The organism is Streptomyces sp. NPDC006552, assembly GCF_040611655.1.
Taxonomy (GTDB): domain Bacteria; phylum Actinomycetota; class Actinomycetes; order Streptomycetales; family Streptomycetaceae; genus Streptomyces.
Genome location: NZ_JBEXOS010000004.1, coordinates 21,560 through 44,942, shown reverse-complemented (window position 1 = coordinate 44,942; position 23,383 = coordinate 21,560). Strand labels below are relative to the sequence as shown.

Genomic DNA, 23,383 nt, shown 5'->3' with positions numbered 1-23,383 from the left:
CCTCCGCTCGAAGCGCGGGCCGCCCGGTCCGGGGTCTTGCCGGGACTCGCGCGAACTACTCGCCGGGGTGCGAGAGTTCGATGTCGTGACCGTCGACGCCGCTGCCCTGCACGCTCAGGTGCGTGGCCACGGGCGGGTAGCCGGTCGCGATGACGGTGTAGTCGCCGCCGTCCAGGTCGGTGAAGGCGTACGCGCCGTCCTCACCGGTGGTGGACGTCGCCACGACGTTGCCCGCGGCGTCGATCAGGGTGACCCGCGCGTCGTTCAGCGAACGGCCCGCGGCCCGCACGGTGCCCTGCACCTGGGAGCCGGAGTTCAGCTCCAGCTCGACGCGGGTGACACCGGTGCCGCCGACCTCGACGGGGAGCGCCAGCGGGCGGTGGCCCGCGGCGTTCACCGCGACGGTGACCGGTCCCGGCACCAGCTCGGCGAAGGTGAACTCGCCGTCCTGACCGGAGAGCCCGGTCGCCAGGACGTCACCGCGGACGTCGGTCACGATGACCATGGCGCCGATGACGGCGGCCTTGGTCTCGGCGGCCCGGACGACACCGCTCAGGCCGCTGGTGCCGCTGAGGAGGATGTCGTAGGTGACCGGCTCCTCGCCGACCAGGACCGTGGAGGCCTGCGGCTGGTAGCCGTCGGCCGAGGCGATCAGCACGTAGGAGCCGGCGCCGGGGGCGTCCACTCCGTAGGAACCGTCGCCCTGGGCGACCGCGCGTCCCAGCTGGCGTCCGCCGAGGGAGATCAGCGTGACCGCGGCCCGCGGGACCGGGGCGGACTCGGCGCCGCGGACGAAGCCGCGCACCGGGGTGCCGCCGCCGACGGTCTGCGCCGGCGCGTCGCCCGCGGCGGAGGCCACCGCGGCCAGCGGCTGGGTCTGGGTCTGCGGCCCGGCGGCGGGCGCACCCGCGCCGACCAGGCTCGGCACCCGCTCGTCCTGGCCCTGCACGGGCTCAGCGGCGGCGGGGGCGGCGGCTGCCGCCTCGTTCTGCTTGGCCTGGTCCAGGCCGCCCGACGTACGCAGCGGAACCTCCTTGATGAACAGCGTGGCGATGAGAGCGAGCAGCGCGATCGGCGCCGCGATCAGGAAGACGTCGGCGATGCCGTGCCCGTACGAGCTCTCCATGATGGTGCGCAGCGGCGCGGGGAGCGTGGCCAGGTCCGGGATGGCGCCGCCGCCGGTGCCGGCGTGGCCCAGGGCCGCGCCCTTGGGACCGAGGTCGGCGAGGCCGTCCGTCACGTAGTGCGTGATCCGGGTGGCCATGATCGAACCGAGCGCGGAGACACCCATCGCACCACCGAGGGAGCGGAAGAAGGTGACCGTGGAGCTGGCCGAGCCGATGTCCTGCGGGGCGACCTGGTTCTGGGTGCAGAGCACGAGGTTCTGCATCATCATGCCGATACCGAGGCCCATCAGGGCCATGAAGATCGCGACGCGCCAGTACGGGGTGTCGTAGCGGATCGTGCCGAGCAGGCCGAGGCCCGCCGTGATGAGGACGCCGCCGGAGACCAGCCACGCCTTCCACTTGCCGGTCTTGGTGATGATCTGGCCGGCGACGGTCGACGAGATGAACAGGCCGCCGATCATCGGGATCGTCATGACACCGGACATCGTCGGCGACTTGCCGCGCGCCAGCTGGAAGTACTGCGAGAAGAACACGGTGCCCGTGAACATCGCGACACCCACGAAGAGCGAGGCGATCGAGGCGAGCGTGATGGTGCGGTTGCGGAACAGCCGCAGCGGGATGATCGGCTCGGCGGCCTTGGCCTCCACGAGGAGGAAGATCAGGGCGAGCACGACCGCGCCGCCCACCATCGCGCCGGTCTGCCACGACATCCAGTCGTACTTGTCGTCGGCGAAGGTCACCCACAGGAGCAGGGTGCAGACCGCGGCGGTGATGAAGAAGGCACCGGCCCAGTCGACCTTGACGTTGTCGCGCTTGACCGTGGGGAGCTTCAGCGTCTTCTGGAGCACGATGAGCGCGATGATCGCGAAGGGCACGCCGACGTAGAAGCACCAGCGCCAGCCGAGCCACGAGGTGTCGGTGATGACACCGCCGAGCAGCGGGCCGCCGACGGTGGCGACGGCGAAGGTCGCGCCGAGGTAGCCGGAGTAGCGGCCCCGCTCGCGCGGGGAGATCATCGCGGCCATCACGATCTGGGCGAGGGCGGAGAGACCGCCGACGCCGATGCCCTGCACCACACGGCAGGCGATCAGCATGGTCGGGCTCTGCGAGAGCCCCGCCACGACCGAACCGCCGACGTAGACGATCAGGGCTATCTGGACGAGCGCCTTCTTGCTGAAGATGTCCGCGAGCTTGCCCCACAGGGGCGTGGTCGCGGTCATCGCGAGCAGCGAGGCGGTGACGACCCAGGTGTAGGCGGACTGGCCGCCGCCGAGGTCGCCCACGATCTCCGGGAGGGCGTTGGTGACGATCGTCGACGACAGGATCGCGACGAACATGCCGAGCAGCAGCCCGGACAGCGCCTCCATGATCTGCCGGTGCGTCATCGGAGCGCCGGCCTCGGGGGCGGCGCCTCCGTGCTTGGCGGCATGGCTGCCCCGCACACCGGACGGTGTGGATGTTGCCATGGGATTCCTTTTCTTACGTTACGCGGGTGTACGGGTGGTCTGGGTGGGAGCCGGGGCCTGCGCGGCGGCCGGGAACTGCCCGCGGGACGTCGTCGTCCGGCAGTCGCCGAAGCTGTCGCGCAGCCGCGTCATGAGAGCGATCAGCTGGTTGACCTCGTCGTCGGACCAGTCGCTCAGCCGGTCGGCGAGCAGCTCGGTCGTACGGACGTTCAGGTCCTCCATCCGTTCGTGGCCCTCGGCGGTGAGGGTGAGGATGCGCGAGCGCTTGTCGGCCGGGTCGGGGCGGCGCTCGATCCAGCCGCGGTCCGCGGTGTGCGCCACGTGGCGGCTGGCCACGGACATGTCCACCGCGAGCAGCTCGGCCAGCTTGCTCATCCGCATGTCCCCGTACCGCTTGAGCAGGGTGAGGACCGCGGCCGAGCCGCCCGGGCAGTCGGGGGGCAGGATGCGCGCCATGTCCCTCTTGACGGCGCCGAAGGCACTGAGCTGTCGGGCCAGCTCGTCGTAATGACGCTGTGCGGCCACAGCACCTCCTGACGGGAATCTTATTCGTTGCTTAGGGCAACCATAGAAGCAGTTGGTTGCCGCAGGCAAACTAAAAGGGGCGTCCAAGGCTAAAATCACGGCAAAGTCGAGGTGTGCAAAGGTAAAGCCGCAGCTCAGGTCGGCCGCGGGCGGACTGTGGCGCCCGTCGCGCCGATTCGCTAGGGTCCTGCCCCATGGCAACCAACCCCCAGGGCCCGACCCCCGAAGGCAACTACGACCCCGCGGGCAGCACCCAGATGTTCCGCGCCTTCGTCGACGACGGCGGTACCCCCACTCCGCGTGCGCAGGCGGCTCCGGTGAAGTCCGGCCCCGGCACGGGCCTGATCATCGGCATCGTCGTCGCCGTCGTGGTGATCGCCGCGGTGGCGTGGCTGGCGCTCAAGTAGCGCCCGCGCGGCCGCCGCCCCGGCCGCTACGCCCAGTCGACGGAGACGTCGCGGGTCTCGACGTGCATCCCGAGCGGGACGCGCCAGGACGCGACGCACACGGTCCAGGTCTTCTTCTTCTCCTCCCCGGCCCCCAGGGGCACGGGGAGCTTCTCGGCGGACTTCAGGGTCGCCCAGTCGACCCCGAGCGCGCCGATGACGTGCGTCTCGAACGTGACCGTTCCCGAACGCACCGCGCTGCCACCGGAGTTGCGCAGCAGCAGCGTCACGTCCTGGCACCAGCGCCGGCCGGCGTCGGCGAGGACGGGTTCGCTCACCGTGAGGGCGGCCGGGCCCGCGGGTGAGGGCGCCGTGGTGCCGCCCGGGCTTCCCGAGGCCGAACTCCCGTGCCTGGGTGTGGTGTTGCCGCCGGTCCCGGTGCCGCTCCCGCCAGGCGTACCGGCGCCTTCCGTCCCGGACGCCGCTCCGGACGACGCCGACGCGCCGCCCGCCGACGCCCCTGCACCCGAGGTGCCTGAAGCGCCTGGGGTGTCCGAGGCGCCTGAAGTGCCCTCTGCACCGGCCGAGTTGGCCGGGTCTCCTGTGCCGGACGCCTCGGGCGGCCCGGAGGCGCCGGGCGGACTCCCGGAGGGCCCTGGCGGCGCCGAGTCCAGCGGCAGCAGCCGTACCTTCCCGTCGGGCGCGGCGCTCTTGCCGGGGCTCCCGGAGGAGCCCCCGGCGGCGCCCACCGCGACATACCCCTCGGGCCCGTCGCCCCCGCCGAGGGCGGCGACCGTGCCCAGACACACCGTGGCTCCCAGAGCGGCCCCCACGGCGGCCCCGCGCCGCCCTCGCACCCACGTCCGCAGCATCGCGCCAGTGTGTCTGACGGGCCGTCATTTGAGAACCCCGTACGCCCCACGGACCGGCGGGCGCCGGGCGGCCCGGGGCGGGGGTCAGTCCGCGATGAGCCCTTCGCGGAGCTGCGCCAGCGTCCGCGTGAGGAGGCGGGAGACGTGCATCTGCGAGATGCCGACCTCCTCGCCGATCTGTGACTGCGTCATGTTCGCGAAGAAGCGGAGCATGATGATCCGGCGCTCGCGGGGCGGCAGCTTCGCCAGCAGCGGCTTCAGCGACTCCCGGTACTCGACGCCTTCGAGCGCCGTGTCCTCATAGCCGAGCCGGTCCGCGAGGGAGCCCTCGCCGCCGTCGTCCTCCGGGGTCGGCGAGTCCAGCGAGGACGCCGTGTACGCGTTCCCCACCGCGAGGCCGTCGACCACGTCCTCCTCCGAGACGCCGAGCACCACGGCGAGCTCGGGGACGGTGGGCGAGCGGTCCAGCTTCTGCGCCAGCTCGTCGGAGGCCTTGGTCAGGGCGAGCCGCAGCTCCTGGAGGCGCCGCGGCACCCGTACCGACCAGGAGGTGTCCCGGAAGAAGCGCTTGATCTCGCCGACCACGGTGGGCATCGCGAAGGTCGGGAACTCGACGCCGCGTTCGCAGTCGAACCGGTCGATCGCCTTGATCAGCCCGATCGTGCCGACCTGGACGATGTCCTCCATCGGCTCGTTGCGGCTGCGGAAGCGGGCGGCCGCGTACCGCACCAGCGGCAGGTTCAGCTCGATGAGGGTGTCGCGGACGTAGGCCCGCTCAGCACTGGTCGCCGACTGCTCGTCGAGCGTGGCAAGGCGCAGGAACAGGGAACGGGACAGGGTGCGGGTGTCGAGGGAGGCCGACGACACGGATGCCACGGCCGACACGTCCGGCTCCGGCGCCTGGGTGGGCCCGGACGCCGCGGGGGCCTGGGGCGCCTGCGCCGGCAGGGACACCGGGACGGAAATGTCGATCAGCGCGGCGGTCGTGGACGCACTCGCGTCGACGGACGCGCCGGGCGTGAGCGTGAGCACCTTCGAGCTGCCCTGGTCTGCGGACATGCCACCCCCTTGAGGTCGCGGACGGTCGCGGCGGACGCTCCCGTCAGGTAAGAGCGCAGCCTCCACCTGAATACCGGATGTGAGGGAGCGCCAAACTCCGTTCCAGCAGAATGTCACATGTCGGCAACACGCTGTAGTGACATGTCGACATGGAAGGTGCGAATCACCGCAGGACGCAGGGGGTGTGGCGGGTGGTGACGGGGATTTCCGCGGCAGAACGCCGCAGGAGCGGTCTACCCGTTCCAGCTACGCTTCGATCCTGTTTGCGGATCGTAGCCTGGCGAAGCTCCGGGCGAGGAGCCTTGACACATGCATCTGGGAGACACCCAGTTCGGCGCTGATCTGCGACTGGGTGAGGTTGCTGTAGTAGCGCAGCAGCAGGATGCGCTGCTCGCGCTCGGGCAGCTGGACCAGGAGGTGGCGGACGAGGTCGCGGTGTTCGACGCCGTCGAGTTCGGGGTCCTCGTAGCCGAGCCGGTCGAGCAGCCCCGGCATCCCGTCGCCCTCCTGCGCGGCCTCCAGGGACGTCGCGTGGTACGAGCGCCCGGCCTCGATGCAGGAGAGCACCTCGTCCTCGCCGATGCGCAGCCGTTCGGCGATCTCGGCGGTGGTGGGGGAGCGGCCGAAGGCGGTGGTGAGGTCCTCGCTCGCGGCGTTCACCTGCACCCACAGCTCGTGCAGCCGGCGCGGCACGTGCACGGTGCGGACGTTGTCGCGGAAGTAGCGCTTGATCTCGCCCACGACGGTGGGCATGGCGAAGGTGGGGAACTGCACCCCGCGCTCCGGGTCGAACCGGTCGATGGCGTTGATCAGCCCGATGGTGCCGACCTGGACGACGTCCTCCATCGGTTCGTTGCGGCTGCGGAAACGGGCGGCCGCGTACCGCACCAGCGGCAGGTTGGCCTCGATGAGCGCGCCGCGCACCCGGGAGTGCTCGGGGCTGCCCGGCGGCAGGGTCTTGAGCTGGGCGAAGAGGACCTGTGTGAGGGCCCGTGTGTCGGCACCGCGCGTGGACTTCGCGGGCGGTGCCTGAGGCGCAGTACTGGCCGGCACGGTCAACCCCACCTCTGTATCCGTCAATTCATCGGTCAAAAGCGGTCATAGCATCACAAGACATGTGCACTGTGTGCAAGCACCGTATAACTCCGTGTTGACGGTCCGGTCGGTACAGATGGTGATCGGGACGGAAAAAGCCCCCCGCCGTCGAGGGCGAGGGGCCGTTTGGCCGTACGGCCGGGGAGCGCGGGGGCGCGGGCTCAGAACGCGTAGTCGGCGACCACCCACGTGGCGAACTCCCGCCACAGCGCGACGCCCGCCTGGTGCGCGGGGTGTTCGAGGTAGCGCGTCAGCGCCTCGGCGTCCCGCACCGCGGAGTTGATCGCGAAGTCGTACGCGATGGGCCGGTCGCTGATGTTCCACCCGCACTCCCAGAACGTCAGCTCGGGGATCTGTCCGCCCAGCGCCTGGAAGGCGGCGACGCCCTCGGCGACGCGGGGTTCGTCACGGCTCACGCCGTCGTTCAGCTTGAACAGGACCAGGTGGCGGATCACGGCAGTGTTCTCCTGCGGGGGTTCGGGGCTACTTGCCGCCGTTGGCGACCCAGGTCATGAAGTCGCCGATGGACCGCGCGGCGGACGAGACGCCCTCGAACCCTATCTGGACGTAGTCGGCGGCCTTGGCGGGGTCGGTGATGACCACGTAGAGCACGAAGACGACCACGACGAACAACGCAATTTTCTTCGGCTGCACTACGTTCGGCCTCCCCGTGCCCGCGCCCGTGCCACTTCTGTTCCCCATGTGGCCCCTGTTGCGGGCGCGAGTCTACTCGTCCGCATGTTCGCCTGGGTCGCAGCACCAACGGCCCCTGCGGAACAGGCGCTTACGGGCGTCCGTCCGCGCCGGGACAGCCGGCCAGGTACGCCGCGATCTCCTCCCCCGTCCACGCGCCCGCCTCACCCAGCCCCGCCGCCAGAAGGCGCAGATAGGCGGGGGCAGGCGGCGCCCACGGCACCTCGTCCATCGACCAGGGCGCGGTGAAGGTCAGCACCGGCGCCCCGTCGAGCCGCCCCGCGCAGACCAGCGTCTCGTACCGCCCCGGCCCCAGCACCGCGCGGCCCGTCGTCAGCACCCCGGACAGATCGAGCTCCCCGCCCGGCTCCCGGTACATCTCCTGCGCGGCGATGTCCGCGAACTGCTGGGCCGTCACCAGATGCGCCCGCGCCAGGACCCGGCCGGCCGCCCCAGGGTCGTAGAAGGCGCGCCCTCCGCCCCACACCGGCGACCGCGTCGCGAAGTACATCCGCCCCGCAAGCTCCACCGGCACCGAGCGCACCGGCAGCGTGGTGTCACGACAGCCGGGGCAGCTCCGCGCGGCCCCTGCGGGCCGCCCGCCCCGGAGGTACACGGCGAGCCGCTCCAGGCGCATGTTCGAACCGTACGAGGCGTACCAGACCCGCCGCGGCGAACTGCCGCCCGGCGGCGCGGGGTCGAGGGGCCGGGGCGTGATCATGCGTGCTCGCTTCCGTGGCGCCGGGGACGGACAGCACGAAGGGCCCGGTCCACTGGACCGGGCCCTTCTCTCTGCGGTAGCGGAGGGATTTGAACCCTCGGTGAGTTTCCCCACACTCGCTTTCGAGGCGAGCTCCTTCGGCCGCTCGGACACGCTACCGAGAGAGATCCTAGCCCAAGGTGGGCCGTGGTCTGAAATCCGTATCCCGGAAGAAACGCGTGAGGAGCGAGGCGCACTCCTCGGCGAGGACTCCGGGGACGACTTCGGGCCGGTGGTTGAGGCGCCGGTCGCGGAGCACGTCCCACAGGGAGCCGGCCGCACCGGCCTTCTCGTCGCGGGCTCCGTAGACGACGCGGCCGACCCGGGACTGGACGAGCGCGCCCGCGCACATGGTGCACGGCTCCAGCGTGACGACGAGCGTGCAGCCGGTCAGCCGCCACTCCCCGACCGCCGCCGCGCCCCGCCGCACCGCCAGGACCTCGGCGTGGGCGGTGGGGTCGCCGGTCAGTTCGCGTTCGTTGTGCGCGGCCGCGAGCACGCTCACCCCGTCCGGCGCCAGCAGCACGGCGCCGACGGGCACGTCCCCGCCCGCCGCGGCGAGCCCGGCCTCGGCCAGCGCCTGCCGCATGGCGGACGTCCAGGGATCGCGTACGGGATCGGGCACGGGTCCGAGGCCGGGTTCGGAGTCGGGTACGCGGGGTTCGGGGCCGGGCGCGGGCCCGGGGGATTCGGGGGGCGTCACGTCCCGGAATCTATCCCCGCCCGCTCACCGCACCGTCTCCAGCACCTCCGAGGCCCCCAGCGCGTCCGCGATCTCGCTCAGCGCGTCCACGCCGTCGAGCGCGAGCAGCTCCTTCTCCGGGACGCCCAGGTCGGCGAGGATCCCGGTGTCCCCGATCGGCCCGGGAGGCACGATCTCCGCGCCCGGGCCCTCGCTCCCCTCGTCCTCCTCGTCGTCGGCCGTCCTCGTGTCGCCGTCCTCCGTACCGTCCAGGTCGAGGGCGTCCAGATCGACGTCGAGGTCGTCCGGTTCCTTTCCGAGCAGTTCGTCGGTGAGCAGGATCTCGCCGTAGCTGCTGCGGGCTGCCGCGGCGGCGTCCGAGACGTAGATGCGAGGGTCCTCCTCGCCGTCCACCCGGACCACGCCGAACCACGCGTCCTCCTGTTCGATGAAGACGAGGACGGTGTCGTCCTCGGCGCCGGCCTCGGCCGACGCCTCGCGGGCCAGGTCGGACAGGTCCGACAAGGTCTCCACGTCGTCGAGCTCTGTGTCGCTCGCTTCCCACCCGTCTTCGGTGCGCGCGAGCAGTGCGGCGAAGTACACCGTGACTCTCCCACTGGTCTCAGGTGCCGGTCGGGGGTCCCCCCGGCGGAGGCTTGGAGGCGGGGAGCGCCGTTCACGCCCCGCCCACTCGGAATCGTGGCAGAAAGTACGGCTCCAAGAGAGGTCTTCCGCACGCTGTGTTGGTGGCGCGCCCCCGGCGGGCGGGTCTCTTGTGAGGCCTGTCACCTGTATGTCACCGCCGGGTCACCAGCGAAACGTGCGCATCCTCATCTGCCGGCGCATCCGCGCGGCCCGCGCGCGGCGCGGCTGGACACGGGCCCGCAGCTCGCGCGCCTCGGTCAGCTCGCGCAGGAACAGGGCGCGCCGGCGCCTTCGTTCGGCGTCCGACTCCATGGGCTCGCCGGGGACCGGCCCCCGGACGGGCCGCCCCTGACGCTCCTGGTCGGGCATCGCCTCATCACCACCCCTGTCCCGCGCCGTCGACGAGTTCCCTCCACTTTCCCCCCGCTGCGCCGCTTGATGCCACCGCACGCGGGGAGCCCGGGCCGTGGCCCCCGGTTACTGTTGGGGACATGCGGATTCACGTCGTCGACCACCCGCTGGTGGCGCACAAACTCACCACGCTGCGCGACCGGCGCACCGACTCCCCGACCTTCCGGCGCCTCGCCGACGAGCTGGTCACCCTGCTCGCGTACGAGGCGACCCGGGACGTGCGCACCGAGCAGGTCGACATCGACACCCCGGTGTCGCGGACGACCGGGGTGAAGCTGTCGTACCCGCGTCCCCTCGTGGTCCCGATCCTCCGTGCCGGGCTCGGCATGCTGGACGGCATGGTCCGCCTGCTGCCGACGGCCGAGGTGGGCTTCCTCGGCATGGTCCGCGACGAGGAGACGCTCCAGGCGTCCACGTACGCGACCCGCATGCCGGACGACCTCTCCGGCCGCCAGGTCTACGTCCTGGACCCGATGCTCGCCACGGGCGGGACGCTCGTCGCGGCGATCCAGGAACTCATCAAGCGCGGCGCGGACGACGTCACGGCCGTGGTGCTGCTGGCCGCGCCGGAGGGTGTCGAGATCATGGAGCGGGAGCTGGCGGGGACGCCGGTGACCGTGGTGACGGCCTCGGTCGACGAGCGGCTGAACGAGAACGGCTACATCGTCCCGGGCCTCGGCGACGCGGGCGACCGGATGTACGGCGCGGCCGAATAACCCCGGCGGGCCGGACGGGTTCCGGGCCACGTCAAGAGCCGCGGTCGCGGCTGCTCGGTCTTCGAGCGGCCGCGACCGCGGCTCTTTCATGACTGCTCGCGACTGCGGGCGGTTACGCGCAGGTCGGCGTCGCGGAGGGGGCCGGCTTCGGCCGGGACAGGGCGGTCAGCGCCTTGTCCGCGGCGGGCTTGGCGGTCAGTGCCGTGAACTTGGTGCCGATGATCAGGTCGACCTCGGCGGGGGCGGTCCGTCCGTCGGTCTTGTGCTCGGCGGCCGTGAGCTGGGTGCCGAGCACGGGCAGCGCCGTGTCGGCCGCCGTCCTCGCGCCGAGGAGTATGCCGACGCCCTTGACCTTCTTGTCGTACGCCTTCGGGGCGTTGCCCACGTCGCCGATGGTGAAGCCGCGCTTCTTCAGCTCGTCGGCGGTCTTCTTGGCGAGACCGCCGCGCGGCGTGGCGTTCAGGACGTTCACCTTGATCTGGGCCGGGGCGGGGAGCTTGCCGGCCGTCGTCCGCGCGGCGGCGGGAGACGCGCTCGCCCGCTTCGCGCAGGGGGCCGGGCCCGCGGCCGTGGCCTTGTCGCCGCGGGTGAAGACGTGGAAGAGCTGTAGCGATCCCCAGCCGATGAGACCGATGACGGCGAGGGACGCGACGACGGCGAGCACGATCCTGCCGCGCGGGCGGCCACGGCGCATCCGGGGGTATTTGTCCCCCGTGATGCGGTACTTGCCGCCCATGCCGGGGGGAGTGAGCATGCTCATGAACGCAGCGTAATGCCGCCTGGCGGTGATGCCTATTAAATGATCACGATACGGCGGTCAGGCCAACCCGAAAGGGCCAATGCGGGCGGTGAGCCGCGGGCGCTGAGGCGCTGTCAGGCGTCCCGTCGGGCGCCGCGCCGGGTCTCGTCAGCCGAGTTCGAGCACGCGGGCGTGGAGTACCTGGCGCTGCTGGAGCGCGGCGCGGACCGCGCGGTGCAGGCCGTCCTCCAGGTACAGGTCGCCCTGCCACTTCACGACGTGCGCGAAGAGGTCGCCGTAGAACGTGGAGTCCTCGGCGAGCAGCGTTTCCAGGTCGAGCTGGCCCTTGGTCGTCACCAGCTGATCGAGGCGGACCGGGCGCGGCGCGACGTCCGCCCACTGCCGGGTGCTTTCCCGGCCGTGGTCGGGGTACGGCCGGCCGTTTCCGATGCGCTTGAAGATCACACGGAAAGCCTACCGGGCGAAGCTCTCCGGGCGCAGCCATGGAGACGGCGTGCGGTTCCGGGAAATAGTGCCGTGAATGTGGATGAAAGGGGAAGAGTTCCGTCCGTGATGGGGACCTGGGCAGGGCCACGGTGAGTTGTCGGCGGACGGTTCGTGGGGGGCGGCGGGGTCGGCCCGTTCGGGGGGCGGGGTGTTGCCGGGTTGACGCGCCGGGGCGGCCGGTCGCCGTTCGGGGTGGCGGCCCGCCGTCCGTCGGTGGTGGCGGGCCGGGCGCCGTTGCGGGTGGCGGCCCGCCGTTCGTCAGTGGGGGTTCTTCTCCTGCGGGGGCCGGGAGTCCCGGGAGTTCTTCGCCGGGGGCGGGGTCGCCGCGGCCGCCCGGCTGTCGCGTGCGGCTTCCGCGCGGAGCAGGGCGCGCAGCAGGGCGTACGGGTCCTTGGGCATGAGGGGGTCGTCCTTCCGAGGTCGTGCGGCGATACGTGACGGGTCCGGGGCGGGACCGGTCAGCAGCGCAGGACGACGGTGCGCAGGACGAGCGTGCGCAGGGCGCGGTGGGACGGGCGCCCGCCGGGCCCGGCGGCACCGGAGCGGGGCGGGGTCGCGGGAGCCGGGCGGCGGCGCGGACCGGCGGGGAGCCGGGTGGGGTGGCCCGTCGGGAGACGGAGCGCGGCCTCGGGGATGTCGTGCTGGAGTTCACCGGCCTCGGCCGAGACCACGGCGGCGGGGGGTGGCGCGGCGGCGAACGCGGGCGCGGCCGCCAGCGGCGCGAACAGCAGGGCGAGGACGAGGACGAGCGCACGGACCCGGCCCCGGGCGGGGTGGCCCGGGGCGGCGGTCGGCGGGGCGGCGCTCATAGAACGTCTTGTCCCACGCCCGGGCCCCCGGCGTGCCCTCCGGACCGGCAGAACCGCCCTCATGGGCTACGGAGGCGGCCCCGACCGCGAGGCGGCCCGCCGGGGCCGCTCCACGCAGCCTTAGGTTAGGCTACCCTAAGAAATGGGGAGAGGGAGTGGGGTAAGCGTGAACGTGCCCGGCGCGGCCGACTTCGAGATCTTCCGGGACGACTGGGGCGTGCCCCACCTGCGGGCGGGCGACGCCTCCGCCCTCGCGTACGCCCAGGGTTATGTGACGGCCGTCGACCGCGGCTGGCAGCTGGAGGTCGAGCGGCACCGGATGCTCGGCACGTCCGCCCGGCTGCTCGGGGTGGCGGCCCGCGGCTGGGACACGTTCGCCCGGCGGGCCCGGCTCGCGGACACCGCGCGGCGGTGCCTCGACGCCCTGGACGCACCGACCCGGGCCTGGGTCGGCGCCTACGTGGACGGCGTCAACCACGGACTCGCCCGGCAGGGCGCCGCCGCGCCCGAGTTCGCCCGCGTCGAGGCGGCGCCGGGTCGCTGGGAGGCCTGGACGCCGCTCGGCGTGTGGCTGTCGACGCACGTGCTCTTCGCCGGGTTCCCCGCGAAGCTGTGGCGGGACGAGGTCGTCCGGCGGCTCGGGGCGGACGCCGTCGCGCTGTTCGCCACCGACGGGCCCGGCACGGCGGGCAGCAACGGCTGGCTCGTCGACGCGGCCCGCGGCGCGGACGGCGGGGCGCTGCTCGCCGGGGACCCGCACCGGTTCATCGAGGACCCGGGCGTCTACCAGCAGGTACGGCTCGCCTGCCCGGAGTTCGACGTCGTCGGGCTCGCGGTGCCGGGGGTGCCGGGGATCGGCCACTTCGGGCACGCCGGCCCGGTGGCCTGGGCCATCACCAACGCCATGGCCGACTACCAGGACCTGTACCGCGAGCGGCTGCGGCGCACGGCGGGCGGCGGCGTGGAGGCCCTCGGCCCGGACGGCTGGCGGCCGGCCCACGCGCACACCGAGGACGGTGTCGAGGTCGTCGAGACCGACCGCGGGGTGCTCATCACCGGCAGCCCCGACGAGGGCGAGGGCATCAGCCTGCGCCAGCCCGCCCGCGTCCACGCCGACCTGGGCTTCAGCGCCCTGCCCGCGCTGCTGCGCGCCCGTACCGTCGCGGACGTGGACCGCGCCTTCGACCGCTGGGCCGAGCCGGTCAACGTCGTCCTGGCCGCCGACACCGAGGGCGGCCTGCTGCACCGGGTCGCGGGCACCGTCCCCGCGCGCGACCCGGAGAACATGGTGCGCACCGTGCCCGCCTGGGAGGAGCGGTACGCGTGGCGCGGCCGGCCCGAGCCGCTGCCGCGCGCCGGGGTCGACGGGATCGCCGTCATGGCCAACGAACGCTCCCTCGCCGCCCCGCTCGGCGTCGAGTTCGCGCCCCCGCACCGGGCGGACCGCATCCGGACGCTGCTGGAGGAGCGGACGAGCTGGCGGGCCGGGGACATGGCCGCCGTGCACACCGACACCGCGCTCGCCTCGTGCGCGCCGCTGCTGGCCCTGGTCGAACGGCTCGACGGGCTCTCCCCGGCGGCGGCCGCGCTGCGGACGCGGCTGCTGAACTGGGACCGGCGCATGGCCGCGGGCAGCGTCCGGGCGGCGGCGTACGCGCGGGTGCGCTCCCGGGTCGTCCGGCGGCTGGCCCGGCACGAGCTGTTCGCGCCGCTCGCGGACCTGGCGCCCGCCTACCCCGAGGTGTTCCGGCCGTGGCTCGCGCTCGTGCCGCGGATCGCGTTCGCCCTGGAACACCTGCTGGCCGGCGAGCGGCTGCCGGAGGCGGACCGGCTCGCCGCGGTGCGCGCCGCGGTCGAGGAGAGCGCGGGCGAGCCGGACACCACCTGGGGCGAGCTGCACCGGCTCGCGCCCTGGCAGGCGCTGCCGGACCCGGACGCCGCCCGGCCCTGCCTCGACGGCGACCACGACTGCGTGCTGTCCACGTCGAGCGTGCCGGGCCTGACCGACCTCAGCGTGCGCGGCCCCGCCGCCCGTTACGTATGGGACCTCGCCGACCGCGAGAACAGCCGCTGGATCGTGCCGCTCGGCGCCCGCGGCGTCCCCGGTTCCGCCCACCACCGGGACCAGCTCCCGCTGTGGCTGCGCGGCGAACTGGCCCCCGTAGTCACCGACTTCGACCGCCTCAGCAAGGAGCACCGCATGCCCGACACGACGACGGACGACACCACGACCGGCGAGCCGGGCGGGTACCCGGGCGCGTACGAGGAGACCGTCGAGGGGCTCGGCACCTTCCGGCTCACGCGCGTCGACCCGGCCGGCGCCGACATCGACGTCCTGCACGGCTGGGTGAGCGAGGAGCGGGCCCGGTTCTGGGGGATGACGGGCCTCGGCCGGGACGACGTACGCGGCATCTACGCGCACATGGCCACCCTCACCACCCACCACGCCCACCTCGTACGGCTCGACGGCGTCCCCGTCGCCCTCTTCCAGACGTACGAACCCGGGGCGGACCGGGTCAGCGAGTGCTACGAGGTGCGCGACGGCGATATCGGCGCCCATCTGCTGGTCGGCCCCGCCGGGGCGGGCCGCGCGGTGCACGGGTTCACCGAGGCGCTGGTGCGGGTGCTCGTCGCGTACGCGCTCGACCGGCTCGGCCGCAAGCGGATCGTGGTCGAACCGGACGCCCGCAACGACAAGGCGATCGCGCTGTTCACGCGCGCGGGGTTCGAGGTCGCGGGCGAGATCGTGCTGCCCGAGATCGACCTCCCCGAGGTGTATCTGGCGCAGAAGCGGGCGCAATTGGCGTTCTACAGCCGGTGACCCGCCGCGCTACGGGGTCAGGCGCTCAGCCGCGGACGATCAGCAGGACCGAGGCCGTGACGCCGATGACGACGATGACCCCGCGCAGCACGGCCGGCGGCAGCCGCCGGCCGATCCGGGCGCCGAGCAGGCCGCCCGCCGTGGAACCGGCGGCGATCAGCGCCGCCACCGTCCAGTCGATGTCGGCGACGGCGATGAAGACGACGGCGGCGACGCCGTTGACCAGCGAGGCGAGGACGTTCTTCGCGGCGTTCAGCCGCTGGAGGTCGTCGCGGAGCACGGCACCGAACATGCCCATGAGCAGGACGCCCTGGGCCGCGCCGAAGTAACCGCCGTAGACACCGGTGCCGAGGACGCCGAGCCACATCGGTACGCCGCCGTCGGCCCGCCCGCCGGCCCCCCGCCGGTTCCGCGTCCAGCGGTTCAGCCGCGGCTGGAGCAGGACGAGGAGGCAGGCGGTGAGGATCAGGACCGGCACGACGGCCCGGAACGCGGCGTCCGGCAGCCGCAGCAGGAGCACGGCGCCGACCAGCCCGCCGAGCAGCGAGGCCGCGCCGAACCGGACCAACCGGCGGCGCTGGCCGCGCAGTTCGCGCCGGTAGCCGTAGGCGCCGCTGAGCACGCCCGGGACCAGGCCGACATTGTTGGAGACGTTGGCGAGGACCGGCGGGTACCCGAAGGCGAGCAGCGTCGGGAACGTGATCAGGGTGCCGGACCCGACCACGGCGTTCATTCCGCCCGCGGCGACCCCCGCGGCGCCGATCGCCACTGCTTGCATTACGTCCACGCGGTCACTCCGTGCTGGGAACGGGTCGGCACCCGGCGGGAGTTCGCGACCTCCGCACCGGGTTGCCGCCCTGGGCCGGCCTGGCAGGATCGTGCTCCCGGCCTCAGCCCCAAGTCAATCCTCGGGTCCCCTTGTACACCTCCAAGCGGTAACTTGGGCCGCGTGACCCTCGACGACCTCCGCGTCTTCGTCGCCGTCTGCCGGGCGGGCAGCCTCAGCGCTGCCGCCCGCGAGCTGTCCTGTACGCAGTCGGCGGTGAGCCAGCACGTCAGACGGCTGGAGAAGGAGGTCGGTACCGGCCTCCTGGAACGGCACCCGCGCGGCGTCGTGCCCACCCCCGCGGGCCACATCCTGCGCGCCGCCGCCGCCGACGGACTCGGCACCCTCGACCAGGCGCTGCGCCGCCTCGACGAGCTGGCGCGCGGGGAGAGCGGCTCGGTGCGGGTGACGACGGGCGCCACGTCCGTGCGCCACTTCATGGCGGCGGCGATCGTCGCGTTCCGGCGTACGCATCCGCTGGTCGGCCTGGAGTTCCAGACGGTCAGTTCCAGCCGCGGCTGCTTCGAGGCGCTTGCCGCACACGACCTCGACCTGGCGTGGATCACCCTGGGGGCGCCCGAACGCGGCATCGAACTGCGCCCCGTGGTCGAACTGCCCTGGGTCCTGGCGGTGCGCGAGGACGACGCCCTGGCGCCGGGCCCGTCCGTCGGCCCCGAGGAGCTACGGGGGTCGGGCCGGCTGATCCTGCCGCCCGTCCGCTCCACGTCCCGCGCCCACCTCGACGAGCGGTTCGCCGAACTGGGCCTGCCGGGCGGCCCCGCCTCCGGCCCCGGCACCGCCGACTGGGACACCGCCGTGCACCTGGCCGAGCTGGGCCTCGGCCACGCTCTCGTCCCCGACCTCCCGGGCCTGCGCGACCCCGGCGGCGCCTCCGCCCCGGGCCTCACCCTGCTCCCGGTCCCCTGCCTGCCCCCGCTCCGGGTCGGCTGGGCGGTCCGCCGCTGGTCCGCGCTCTCCCCCGCGGCCCGCGCCTTCGCGGACACGGTCGGCCACACCTGCCCGGGCCGCACCCCGACCCCCGGCTGAACGGGCCCGCGCGCGCAGCGGCCCGACCGCTCTTACCCGGTCGGGCCCCGACACCCGGCTGCACGGCCGGCCCCGCGCCCGCCGACCGGTTCCCCTGAACCGATCGGCTGACGCCGCCTCGCCCCCGGCGCCCGTCCGGGCCACGCTGGGCCCATGACGACGACGTACGACCTGACGACCCTGCCCGACGAACATCTGGCCGCCGCGCACCGCGACGCGCATGGCCGCAGCGCCGAACTCCTCGTCCGCGAGGACCCCCTGCGCCAGAGCGTCATCGCCCTGACCGAGGGCACGGCCCTGGACGAACACAACACCCCCCAGGCCGCCACCCTCCTCGTCCTGCGCGGCCGCGTCCGCCTCACGACCCACTCCGACACCACGGACCTCGCGGCGAACGAACTCCGCGCGATCCCCCAGGAACGGCACGGGCTGCTGGCGCTGACGGACGCGGTGGTGCTGTTGACGGCGGTGATGGCCTGACCCCGGGGGCCGGGGGCCGGGGGCCGGGGCCGGGGCCGGGCCGTCCGACCGTCAGGCCGGGACCGTCGCGTCGGAGGACCGGACGGTCGGCCGTGCTGTGGGCTGCGCGGCCGGCTGGGAGGGCCGGGCCCGGCGTACCGTGCGCCGGTCGAGTTCGGCGAGGTGGGTGACCACGGTCCCGTAGAAGCGGTCCACGCAGTCGTCGACGCTGCGGATGAAACCGGACTCGGCGTTGCCCCGCGTCCCGCCCATCCCCTTGAACAGGGACAGCCGGAACCCCGTGATCGGGGCGCCGTCCCTGGGCAGCAGGTCCCCGGGTTCCGGACGCAGCCGCTCCAGCGTGCTGCGCGGGCCGCCGCCGGTCTCGGTCAGCGTCTCCACATGCAGGTCGGCCGGGGCCAGTGCCAGGGCTCTGAGCAGCCGCTTCGCGGTCGACAGGGGGTAACTCCCCTCGGGCGGCGGCACGTCGATCGAGGTCCGCAGCTTCCCCGTCCGCAGATCCGCGGTGATGGCGAGGACCCCGGGCGATCCGTCCACCCGCAGCTCCGCCGAGAGCCGGCCCTCCTCGCAGAGCCGCTGCGCCAGCGCGGCCCGCCGGGCGCCGGGGTCCCCGCCGCGTCTGCTGCGCTGCACGGGAAGCGCCTTCTGGCCCAGCTCCCCGCCGAGACGCAGACAGACCTGCCGGATCAGCCGCTCCCAGCTCTCCACGACCTCCACCGCGCGGGGATCACCCTGGCAGAGCGTCTCCAGGTCGATCGCGTTGCGCACCGGGACCCAGGTGGGTCCCATGTTCTGGAAGCCGTGGCAGCCGGAGTTGTCGTGCTGGAGGTAGTGCAGCAGCTCCTGGAGCAGCCAGGCGTGCGCGGCGTTGGCGACGCCCTCGTGCCGGATCAGCATCTGGGCCTGATGCGCCACCTCGGCCCAGGACAGGTGCCAGAGCGACACCTTGTGCTTGCGGCGGCCGTCGGTCTTGATGTCGACCAGGGGACTGCCTTCGAGGGCCACGTCGTTGGAGAGCGTGATGACCGCTTCGTAACCCCGGCGGGCGGCGATGTCGACGTAGTTCTGTACCTGCTCGGCCTTGAGCGGGTTCCCGTTGGTCTTCGTCTCCAGGAGCGCGGTCCACAGCTTGCCCGCGCGTTCCACGCGGATCACGCCGTCCGGGCGCTTGGGGGTGTCTCCGTGGGGCAGCGAGACCTCGGTGAAGGTCTGCAGCCGGCCGGCCGGAGCGCCGAAGCCGGCCATGAGCCGGCGCCCGAACTCCGGGACCTCCGTCATCACGGCGAGCAGCACCGATGTCGCGCGCACCTCCCGCTCCTTGTCGCTGCGGAAGGACGGGACGGGGAAGAGCCGGGCAGGCCGCCACGCGTCGTTCTCCGCCAGGGACTTGGCGGCGGCCTTGGGCAGCGTGACCTTCTTCTTCGCCGTGCGGGCGGTGCGCTTGCGGGCCGGAGCGGCGGGGTCCGCGGGCGCCGCCTCGACGGGCCCCGGCTGGGCGGGCGCCGGCTGGGCGGGCAGCGCCGGCATCGGCGCCCGGCCGCCGGGCAGCACGGGCGCGTCGGCGGCGCCCGGTGCCCCGGCGGCCGCCCCGCCCCGGCCCGACCCCGCCGCCGTCTCCGTGGCCCCGGCCACACCTGTAGCCGCACCGGTATCCGGATCCGCAGGCGTACCGGGGTGTGCGTCCGTGTCGCCGCCGGCATCGGTGTCATCGACGATGTCGATCCCGAAATCGGTGGCCAGCCCCGCGAGCCCGGTCTCGTACCCCTGGCCGACGGCCCGGAACTTCCACTCGCCCGAGCGCCGGTACAACTCGCCGAAGACGAACGCCGTCTCGATGCTCGCGTCGCCGATGGAGAACCCGAGCAGCGCCTCGCCCGACTGGTCGCAGAGCGTCAGCCGCAGGTCGTCCAGGTCGCCGAAGACCGAGGACCCGTACTGGCTCGCCGCCAGGACGACCCGGGAGACGTCCGCGGGCATGGCCGCCAGATCGAGGCCGATCCGGTCCTCGCTGCCCTCGTTCGTGGGCGACTTGCCCAGCAGATGCACGGTTCCGTCGGCCGCGGACGGATGGTTGTAGAAGTAGAAGTCGTCCTCCCCGCGCACCTTGCCGTCCGGCCCGAGCAGGAGCACGGAGACGTCCGCGTCCCCGTCCCCCGCCGTGCTGCTCCAGCTCAGGCTCACGGTGACCGAGCCGGTCTGCTCCCCCAAGGACGACAGACCGACATTGGCCCCTTTGGACATCTCGTACACGTGACCCCCCTCGCGCCCCACCGCGTCACGGACACGGTGCATATGACGCACGGTAGCGCCCGAAGCGACGATGTGAGGAGGTGATGTGAAGGTCGGACCCAGGTCTTGACCGTGTGCGGGCCGCTGGGACTCTCGTCCGAGGGCCGGGTGGGAACCGACGACAGCACAGGAGTGCGAATGAGGCAGTTCGGCACGTCGTACGAGGAAGTCTTCCGCGCCAGTACCGAGGACCCCGAGGGGTTCTGGCTCGCCGCCGCCGGCGGGATCGAGTGGGACGTGGTTCCGGCGCGGGCCCTCGACGCGTCCCGGGCGCCCTTCTACCGGTGGTTTCCCGACGGGGAGCTGAACGTGTGCCACAACGCGCTCGACCGGCACGTCGCGGCGGGGCGCGGCGCGCAGCCGGCGCTGGTCCACGACTCACCCGTGACCGGGGTGCGCCGCACGTACACGTACGCGGAGCTGACCGAGGAGGTCGCCGCCTTCGCCGGGGTGCTCGCCGGGCTCGGGGTCGGGCGCGGGGACCGCGTCGTCGTCTACATGCCGATGGTGCCGGAGGCCGTCGTCGCGATGCTGGCGTGCGCGCGGATCGGCGCGGTGCACTCCGTGGTCTTCGGCGGGTTCGCGGCGCCCGAGCTGGCCGTGCGGATCGACGACGCCGCGCCGAAGGTCGTCGTCGCGGCCTCCTGCGGGATCGAGGGCGCCCGGGTCGTCCCGTACAAGCCGCTCCTGGACCGGGCCCTCGACCTCGCCGCCCACCGGCCGCGGGCCTGCGTCGTGCTGCAACGGCCGCAGTGCGCGGCCGAGTTGGGCGAACGGGACCTGGACTGGGCGGACGCCGTGCGCACGGCGCGCCCCGCGGCGCCGGTGCCCGTGGCCGCCACCGACCCGCTCTACATCCTCTACACCTCCGGCACGACGGGTAAGCCGAAGGGCGTCGTCCGCGACTGCGGCGGCCACGCCGTCGCCCTGCGCTGGACGATGGAGGCCGTGTACGACGTCGGCCCCGGCGAGGTGATGTTTACGGCGTCCGACGTGGGCTGGGTCGTCGGCCACTCGTACATCGTCTACGGGCCGCTGCTGGCCGGCGCGACGACCGTCCTGTACGAGGGGAAGCCGGTGGGGACGCCGGACGCGGGTCAGTTCTGGCGGGTGGCGGCGGAGCACGGGGTGAAGACGCTGTTCACGGCGCCGACGGCGCTGCGGGCGATCAAGAAGGCCGACCCGGACGGCGAACTGGCCCGGCGCCACGACCTGAGCCGCCTGGAGTACCTCTTCCTGGCCGGCGAACGGCTCGACCCCGGGACCTACCACTGGGCCCGTGACCTGCTGCGCGTCCCGGTCGTCGACAACTGGTGGCAGACCGAGACCGGCTGGCCCGTGGTCGCCAACCCGATGGGGATCGAGGCCGCCCCCGCCCGTGCGGGCTCTCCCACCCGGCCGCTGCCCGGCTGGGACGTACGCGTGCTCGACGCGGCCGGGAAACCGGCACCCGCGGGGGAGGACGGCGCGCTCGTGGTGCGGCTCCCGATGCCGCCCGGGGCGCTGTCCACGCTCTGGAACGACGACGACCGCTTCGTCGCCTCCTACCTCTCCGCCTACGACGGTTTCTACCTGACCGGGGACGGCGGCCACATCGACGAGGACGGCTACGTCTTCGTGATGGGCCGCACCGACGACGTCATCAACGTGGCCGGGCACCGGCTCTCCACCGGCAGCATGGAGGAGGTCCTCGCCTCGCACCCGGCGGTCGCCGAGTGCGCCGTCATCGGCGTCGCGGACCCGCTCAAGGGCCAAGTGCCGCGTGGGCTCGTGGTGTTGAAGGAGGGGGTGGTGGCCGGACCCGGCGCCGTGGAGGCGGAACTCGTCCGGCTGGTCCGGGACCGGATCGGCCCCGTCGCGGCGCTGAAGGACGTCGCCGTCGTCGCCGCGCTGCCGAAGACCAGGTCGGGGAAGATCCTGCGCGCGACCATGCGCGGCATCGCCGACGGGCGCGACGAACCGGTGCCGTCGACCGTCGACGACGCGGCGGTGCTGGACGCGCTGCGCCCGGTGCTCACGCGCGGCGCCTCACTTGGAGAGCAGTGAACGGATCGCGAGGCGGTCGACGTTCGTCAGGCCGCGGACCAGCTGCGGCGTGAGGAAGACGAGGACCAGGCCGACGGCCGAGACCGCGGCGGTCTGCGCGGGCGACTCGATGTAGAAGGCGTGGTGCACACCGGCGTCGGTAGTGAAGTCGTAGAGGCGGTAGCCGGGCCAGTCCAGGTAGCGGTGGAAGACCCACGAGTACGCCGGGAACAGGGCGACCACCCAGCCGGTCACCAGGAACGTCACCGACAGCACGAAGGAGAGCACCCGCCAGGGGAACATCACGACCTGGAACAGCAGCGCCTTCCACCCGGCGGCGTCCGCGAGCCGGCCGCGCAGCCCCGTCACGCGGCCCCCGGGCGCCGTCACGTCCAGCCCGAGCAGCGACCGCGCCCGCCCGCGCTCGGCGGCCCCGAGCCCCCGGGCCCCGGCCAGCGCGGCGGCCAGCACGGGCAGCCCGACCCAGACGACGAGCGTGCCCAGGCCCAGGGCGACCATCGTCACGGCGAAGGTGAACCCGGCGATGGCCACGGGCAGCGAGGTGAGCGTGTGCCCGACCTCCCGGTAGGTGAGGGAGGCGAAGGGGGCACGCCAGAAGCCGGGGCGGGACCGGCGGGTCCCAGGGGCGCCCCAGCTCTCCTGGGCATTTCTGTCGGTTCCACGGTGAAGATCGGCGTAGGAAGGCGTCGTCGAGGTCATACCCAGAGCCTCGCGCCACGGGGCCGCCGGAACCATGGGGAGGCTTGGTGTCTTGGGGGTGGGGTTAACCCCCTGCTGGGCGGCAAGGCGGCGGCCGCGGCTCGCCGCGACCGAATTCTCTCGATGCGTACGGTTCCCTCGGCGACCGGGGCGTAGCCCTCGGCGCGGAGCGTAGCGAGGATCTCCGCGGGCGGGCTGCCGCTCACCAGGACCGTCGGGGCGAGCTGCCGCAGGCCGAGCCGGGACAGTCCGCGTTGAGCGGCGAGTTCGGCCAGGAGCGCCGGCTCGTCGCCGTGGATGACCCCGGCCGCCGGGGCGACGCGCATCCGTCCGTGACGCCGGGCGGTGTCGGCGATGAGATAGGTCAGCGGCTGCGGTACGGCCGTGGCGGAGCCGGCCGCCAGGGCCGCGGTGATCTCGTCCGGGGCGCGGCCGGCGTCCAGGGCGCGGCGGACACTCGCGGCGCTGAAACGCCACACCGATGCCGTGCCGCTGGTCTCCCGGTCCGCGACCGAGTCCAGGAACGTGGCGAGTCGCGCGGACGGGGTGCCGGTGACGACGGCGGTGAGGTCGCCGCCGGGCCGTGGCGGCGATCTCGCCGTCGGAGCCGGCTGACAGGGGGGCGCCCAGAGGGGACAGAGCGCCTCGGGCCAGCACGCCGAGCAGTTCCGCTTCATGGACCA

25 protein-coding genes and 1 tRNA gene are annotated in these 23,383 nt (G+C 73.4%); 6 read left to right on the top strand and 20 right to left on the bottom strand.

What is annotated here, in order from left to right; all coding sequences use genetic code 11:
* Positions 1 to 55 precede the first annotated feature (55 nt).
* Both ABZY33_RS03745 and ABZY33_RS03740 read right to left on the bottom strand, forming a co-directional pair.
* Entirely contained in the window at positions 56 to 2,593 is a 2,538-nt protein-coding gene (locus ABZY33_RS03745) for an MFS transporter (RefSeq protein WP_356489821.1), read from the bottom strand.
* Between the two features lie 18 nt (positions 2,594 to 2,611).
* Positions 2,612 to 3,118: a MarR family transcriptional regulator gene (locus tag ABZY33_RS03740; protein WP_356489820.1), complete on the bottom strand. Its 507-nt coding sequence runs from the start codon at positions 3,116 to 3,118 to the stop codon at positions 2,612 to 2,614.
* Positions 3,119 to 3,312: 194 nt separating this feature from the next.
* Here ABZY33_RS03740 and ABZY33_RS03735 point away from each other — a divergent pair, with 194 nt between their 5' ends.
* Positions 3,313 to 3,525 (top strand): hypothetical protein, encoded by a 213-nt coding sequence (locus ABZY33_RS03735; RefSeq protein ID WP_356489819.1) that lies wholly within the window; start codon positions 3,313 to 3,315, stop codon positions 3,523 to 3,525.
* Between the two features lie 26 nt (positions 3,526 to 3,551).
* On the opposite strand, the gene ABZY33_RS03730 is transcribed toward ABZY33_RS03735, so the two are convergent.
* The 10 genes from ABZY33_RS03730 to ABZY33_RS03685 all read right to left on the bottom strand — a co-directional run bounded on the left by ABZY33_RS03730 (position 3,552) and on the right by ABZY33_RS03685 (position 9,679).
* Positions 3,552 to 4,376, bottom strand: a complete 825-nt coding sequence (locus ABZY33_RS03730) for a hypothetical protein (protein WP_356489818.1) — start codon at positions 4,374 to 4,376, stop codon at positions 3,552 to 3,554.
* An 84-nt stretch (positions 4,377 to 4,460) separates the two neighbouring features.
* Complete coding sequence (locus ABZY33_RS03725) at positions 4,461 to 5,435, bottom strand: RNA polymerase sigma factor SigF (RefSeq protein ID WP_356489817.1); 975 nt, start codon at positions 5,433 to 5,435, stop codon at positions 4,461 to 4,463.
* A gap of 246 nt (positions 5,436 to 5,681) precedes the next feature.
* Complete coding sequence (locus ABZY33_RS03720; RefSeq protein WP_356489816.1) at positions 5,682 to 6,500, bottom strand: RNA polymerase sigma factor SigF; 819 nt, start codon at positions 6,498 to 6,500, stop codon at positions 5,682 to 5,684.
* A gap of 191 nt (positions 6,501 to 6,691) precedes the next feature.
* A complete protein-coding gene (locus ABZY33_RS03715) occupies positions 6,692 to 6,985 on the bottom strand; it encodes a Dabb family protein (RefSeq protein WP_356489815.1) in 294 nt (97 codons plus the stop codon).
* Positions 6,986 to 7,013: 28 nt separating this feature from the next.
* Complete coding sequence (locus tag ABZY33_RS03710) at positions 7,014 to 7,184, bottom strand: hypothetical protein (protein ID WP_356489814.1); 171 nt, start codon at positions 7,182 to 7,184, stop codon at positions 7,014 to 7,016.
* Positions 7,185 to 7,314: 130 nt separating this feature from the next.
* The gene (locus tag ABZY33_RS03705; RefSeq protein ID WP_356489813.1) at positions 7,315 to 7,944 is read right to left on the bottom strand and encodes a histone deacetylase; all 630 of its coding nucleotides are present in this window, start codon (positions 7,942 to 7,944) and stop codon (positions 7,315 to 7,317) included.
* Positions 7,945 to 8,018: 74 nt separating this feature from the next.
* Positions 8,019 to 8,103 (bottom strand) — tRNA-Ser (locus ABZY33_RS03700).
* Between the two features lie 10 nt (positions 8,104 to 8,113).
* A complete protein-coding gene (gene tadA, locus ABZY33_RS03695) occupies positions 8,114 to 8,572 on the bottom strand; it encodes a tRNA adenosine(34) deaminase TadA (protein ID WP_356489948.1) in 459 nt (152 codons plus the stop codon).
* Between the two features lie 138 nt (positions 8,573 to 8,710).
* Positions 8,711 to 9,268: a hypothetical protein gene (locus ABZY33_RS03690; protein WP_356489812.1), complete on the bottom strand. Its 558-nt coding sequence runs from the start codon at positions 9,266 to 9,268 to the stop codon at positions 8,711 to 8,713.
* A gap of 204 nt (positions 9,269 to 9,472) precedes the next feature.
* Complete coding sequence (locus ABZY33_RS03685; protein WP_356489811.1) at positions 9,473 to 9,679, bottom strand: hypothetical protein; 207 nt, start codon at positions 9,677 to 9,679, stop codon at positions 9,473 to 9,475.
* A gap of 122 nt (positions 9,680 to 9,801) precedes the next feature.
* Here ABZY33_RS03685 and upp point away from each other — a divergent pair, with 122 nt between their 5' ends.
* Positions 9,802 to 10,437, top strand: a complete 636-nt coding sequence (upp, locus tag ABZY33_RS03680) for a uracil phosphoribosyltransferase (protein WP_356489810.1) — start codon at positions 9,802 to 9,804, stop codon at positions 10,435 to 10,437.
* Between the two features lie 112 nt (positions 10,438 to 10,549).
* Here upp and ABZY33_RS03675 read toward each other — a convergent pair whose 3' ends face one another.
* The 4 genes from ABZY33_RS03675 to ABZY33_RS03660 form a co-directional block, all read right to left on the bottom strand.
* Positions 10,550 to 11,197, bottom strand: a complete 648-nt coding sequence (locus ABZY33_RS03675; RefSeq protein WP_356489809.1) for a LytR C-terminal domain-containing protein — start codon at positions 11,195 to 11,197, stop codon at positions 10,550 to 10,552.
* Between the two features lie 147 nt (positions 11,198 to 11,344).
* Positions 11,345 to 11,641 carry a type II toxin-antitoxin system VapB family antitoxin gene (locus ABZY33_RS03670; protein WP_003955420.1) on the bottom strand — a complete coding sequence of 99 codons (297 nt, stop codon included), beginning with the start codon at positions 11,639 to 11,641 and terminating at the stop codon, positions 11,345 to 11,347.
* A 300-nt stretch (positions 11,642 to 11,941) separates the two neighbouring features.
* Positions 11,942 to 12,082 carry a hypothetical protein gene (locus ABZY33_RS03665; RefSeq protein ID WP_356489808.1) on the bottom strand — a complete coding sequence of 47 codons (141 nt, stop codon included), beginning with the start codon at positions 12,080 to 12,082 and terminating at the stop codon, positions 11,942 to 11,944.
* A gap of 59 nt (positions 12,083 to 12,141) precedes the next feature.
* Positions 12,142 to 12,492, bottom strand: a complete 351-nt coding sequence (locus ABZY33_RS03660; protein WP_356489807.1) for a hypothetical protein — start codon at positions 12,490 to 12,492, stop codon at positions 12,142 to 12,144.
* 166 nt (positions 12,493 to 12,658) lie between these two features.
* Here ABZY33_RS03660 and ABZY33_RS03655 point away from each other — a divergent pair, with 166 nt between their 5' ends.
* Entirely contained in the window at positions 12,659 to 15,313 is a 2,655-nt protein-coding gene (locus tag ABZY33_RS03655; RefSeq protein ID WP_356489806.1) for a GNAT family N-acetyltransferase, read from the top strand.
* Between the two features lie 25 nt (positions 15,314 to 15,338).
* Here ABZY33_RS03655 and ABZY33_RS03650 read toward each other — a convergent pair whose 3' ends face one another.
* Entirely contained in the window at positions 15,339 to 16,091 is a 753-nt protein-coding gene (locus tag ABZY33_RS03650; protein ID WP_356489947.1) for a sulfite exporter TauE/SafE family protein, read from the bottom strand.
* A 171-nt stretch (positions 16,092 to 16,262) separates the two neighbouring features.
* On the opposite strand from ABZY33_RS03650, the gene ABZY33_RS03645 reads away from it, so the two are divergent.
* Both ABZY33_RS03645 and ABZY33_RS03640 read left to right on the top strand, forming a co-directional pair.
* Positions 16,263 to 17,186, top strand: coding sequence for a LysR family transcriptional regulator (locus tag ABZY33_RS03645; RefSeq protein ID WP_356489805.1), 924 nt, complete (start codon positions 16,263 to 16,265; stop codon positions 17,184 to 17,186).
* A 153-nt stretch (positions 17,187 to 17,339) separates the two neighbouring features.
* Positions 17,340 to 17,666, top strand: a complete 327-nt coding sequence (locus tag ABZY33_RS03640; protein WP_356489804.1) for a cupin — start codon at positions 17,340 to 17,342, stop codon at positions 17,664 to 17,666.
* A gap of 51 nt (positions 17,667 to 17,717) precedes the next feature.
* On the opposite strand, the gene ABZY33_RS03635 is transcribed toward ABZY33_RS03640, so the two are convergent.
* Positions 17,718 to 19,907: a TerD family protein gene (locus ABZY33_RS03635; protein ID WP_356489946.1), complete on the bottom strand. Its 2,190-nt coding sequence runs from the start codon at positions 19,905 to 19,907 to the stop codon at positions 17,718 to 17,720.
* A gap of 186 nt (positions 19,908 to 20,093) precedes the next feature.
* On the opposite strand from ABZY33_RS03635, the gene ABZY33_RS03630 reads away from it, so the two are divergent.
* Positions 20,094 to 22,001 carry a propionyl-CoA synthetase gene (locus ABZY33_RS03630; protein WP_356489803.1) on the top strand — a complete coding sequence of 636 codons (1,908 nt, stop codon included), beginning with the start codon at positions 20,094 to 20,096 and terminating at the stop codon, positions 21,999 to 22,001.
* Here the strand turns inward: ABZY33_RS03630 and ABZY33_RS03625 are convergent.
* On the bottom strand, positions 21,984 to 22,700 hold the full coding sequence (locus ABZY33_RS03625) for a sensor domain-containing protein (RefSeq protein WP_356489802.1): 717 nt from the start codon (positions 22,698 to 22,700) through the stop codon (positions 21,984 to 21,986). The two genes, ABZY33_RS03630 and ABZY33_RS03625, sit on opposite strands and share 18 nt — an antisense overlap.
* Positions 22,697 to 23,377 carry a helicase-associated domain-containing protein gene (locus tag ABZY33_RS03620; protein ID WP_356489801.1) on the bottom strand — a complete coding sequence of 227 codons (681 nt, stop codon included), beginning with the start codon at positions 23,375 to 23,377 and terminating at the stop codon, positions 22,697 to 22,699. The genes ABZY33_RS03625 and ABZY33_RS03620 overlap by 4 nt, the downstream gene beginning before the upstream one ends.
* Positions 23,378 to 23,383: the final 6 nt, after the last annotated feature.

Coding starts and splice junctions, on each gene's coding strand:
- tadA (WP_356489948.1), bottom strand. CDS start 8,572: ATGCGGCAGGCGCTGGCCGAGGCCGGGCTCGCCGCGGCGGGCGGGGAC.
- ABZY33_RS03705 (WP_356489813.1), bottom strand. CDS start 7,944: ATGATCACGCCCCGGCCCCTCGACCCCGCGCCGCCGGGCGGCAGTTCG.
- ABZY33_RS03640 (WP_356489804.1), top strand. CDS start 17,340: ATGACGACGACGTACGACCTGACGACCCTGCCCGACGAACATCTGGCC.
- ABZY33_RS03660 (WP_356489807.1), bottom strand. CDS start 12,492: ATGAGCGCCGCCCCGCCGACCGCCGCCCCGGGCCACCCCGCCCGGGGC.
- ABZY33_RS03745 (WP_356489821.1), bottom strand. CDS start 2,593: ATGGCAACATCCACACCGTCCGGTGTGCGGGGCAGCCATGCCGCCAAG.
- ABZY33_RS03735 (WP_356489819.1), top strand. CDS start 3,313: ATGGCAACCAACCCCCAGGGCCCGACCCCCGAAGGCAACTACGACCCC.
- ABZY33_RS03685 (WP_356489811.1), bottom strand. CDS start 9,679: ATGCCCGACCAGGAGCGTCAGGGGCGGCCCGTCCGGGGGCCGGTCCCC.
- ABZY33_RS03725 (WP_356489817.1), bottom strand. CDS start 5,435: ATGTCCGCAGACCAGGGCAGCTCGAAGGTGCTCACGCTCACGCCCGGC.
- ABZY33_RS03650 (WP_356489947.1), bottom strand. CDS start 16,091: ATGCAAGCAGTGGCGATCGGCGCCGCGGGGGTCGCCGCGGGCGGAATG.
- ABZY33_RS03730 (WP_356489818.1), bottom strand. CDS start 4,376: ATGCTGCGGACGTGGGTGCGAGGGCGGCGCGGGGCCGCCGTGGGGGCC.
- ABZY33_RS03665 (WP_356489808.1), bottom strand. CDS start 12,082: ATGCCCAAGGACCCGTACGCCCTGCTGCGCGCCCTGCTCCGCGCGGAA.
- ABZY33_RS03625 (WP_356489802.1), bottom strand. CDS start 22,700: ATGACCTCGACGACGCCTTCCTACGCCGATCTTCACCGTGGAACCGAC.
- ABZY33_RS03630 (WP_356489803.1), top strand. CDS start 20,094: ATGAGGCAGTTCGGCACGTCGTACGAGGAAGTCTTCCGCGCCAGTACC.
- upp (WP_356489810.1), top strand. CDS start 9,802: ATGCGGATTCACGTCGTCGACCACCCGCTGGTGGCGCACAAACTCACC.
- ABZY33_RS03620 (WP_356489801.1), bottom strand. CDS start 23,377: ATGAAGCGGAACTGCTCGGCGTGCTGGCCCGAGGCGCTCTGTCCCCTC.
- ABZY33_RS03635 (WP_356489946.1), bottom strand. CDS start 19,907: ATGTCCAAAGGGGCCAATGTCGGTCTGTCGTCCTTGGGGGAGCAGACC.
- ABZY33_RS03675 (WP_356489809.1), bottom strand. CDS start 11,197: ATGAGCATGCTCACTCCCCCCGGCATGGGCGGCAAGTACCGCATCACG.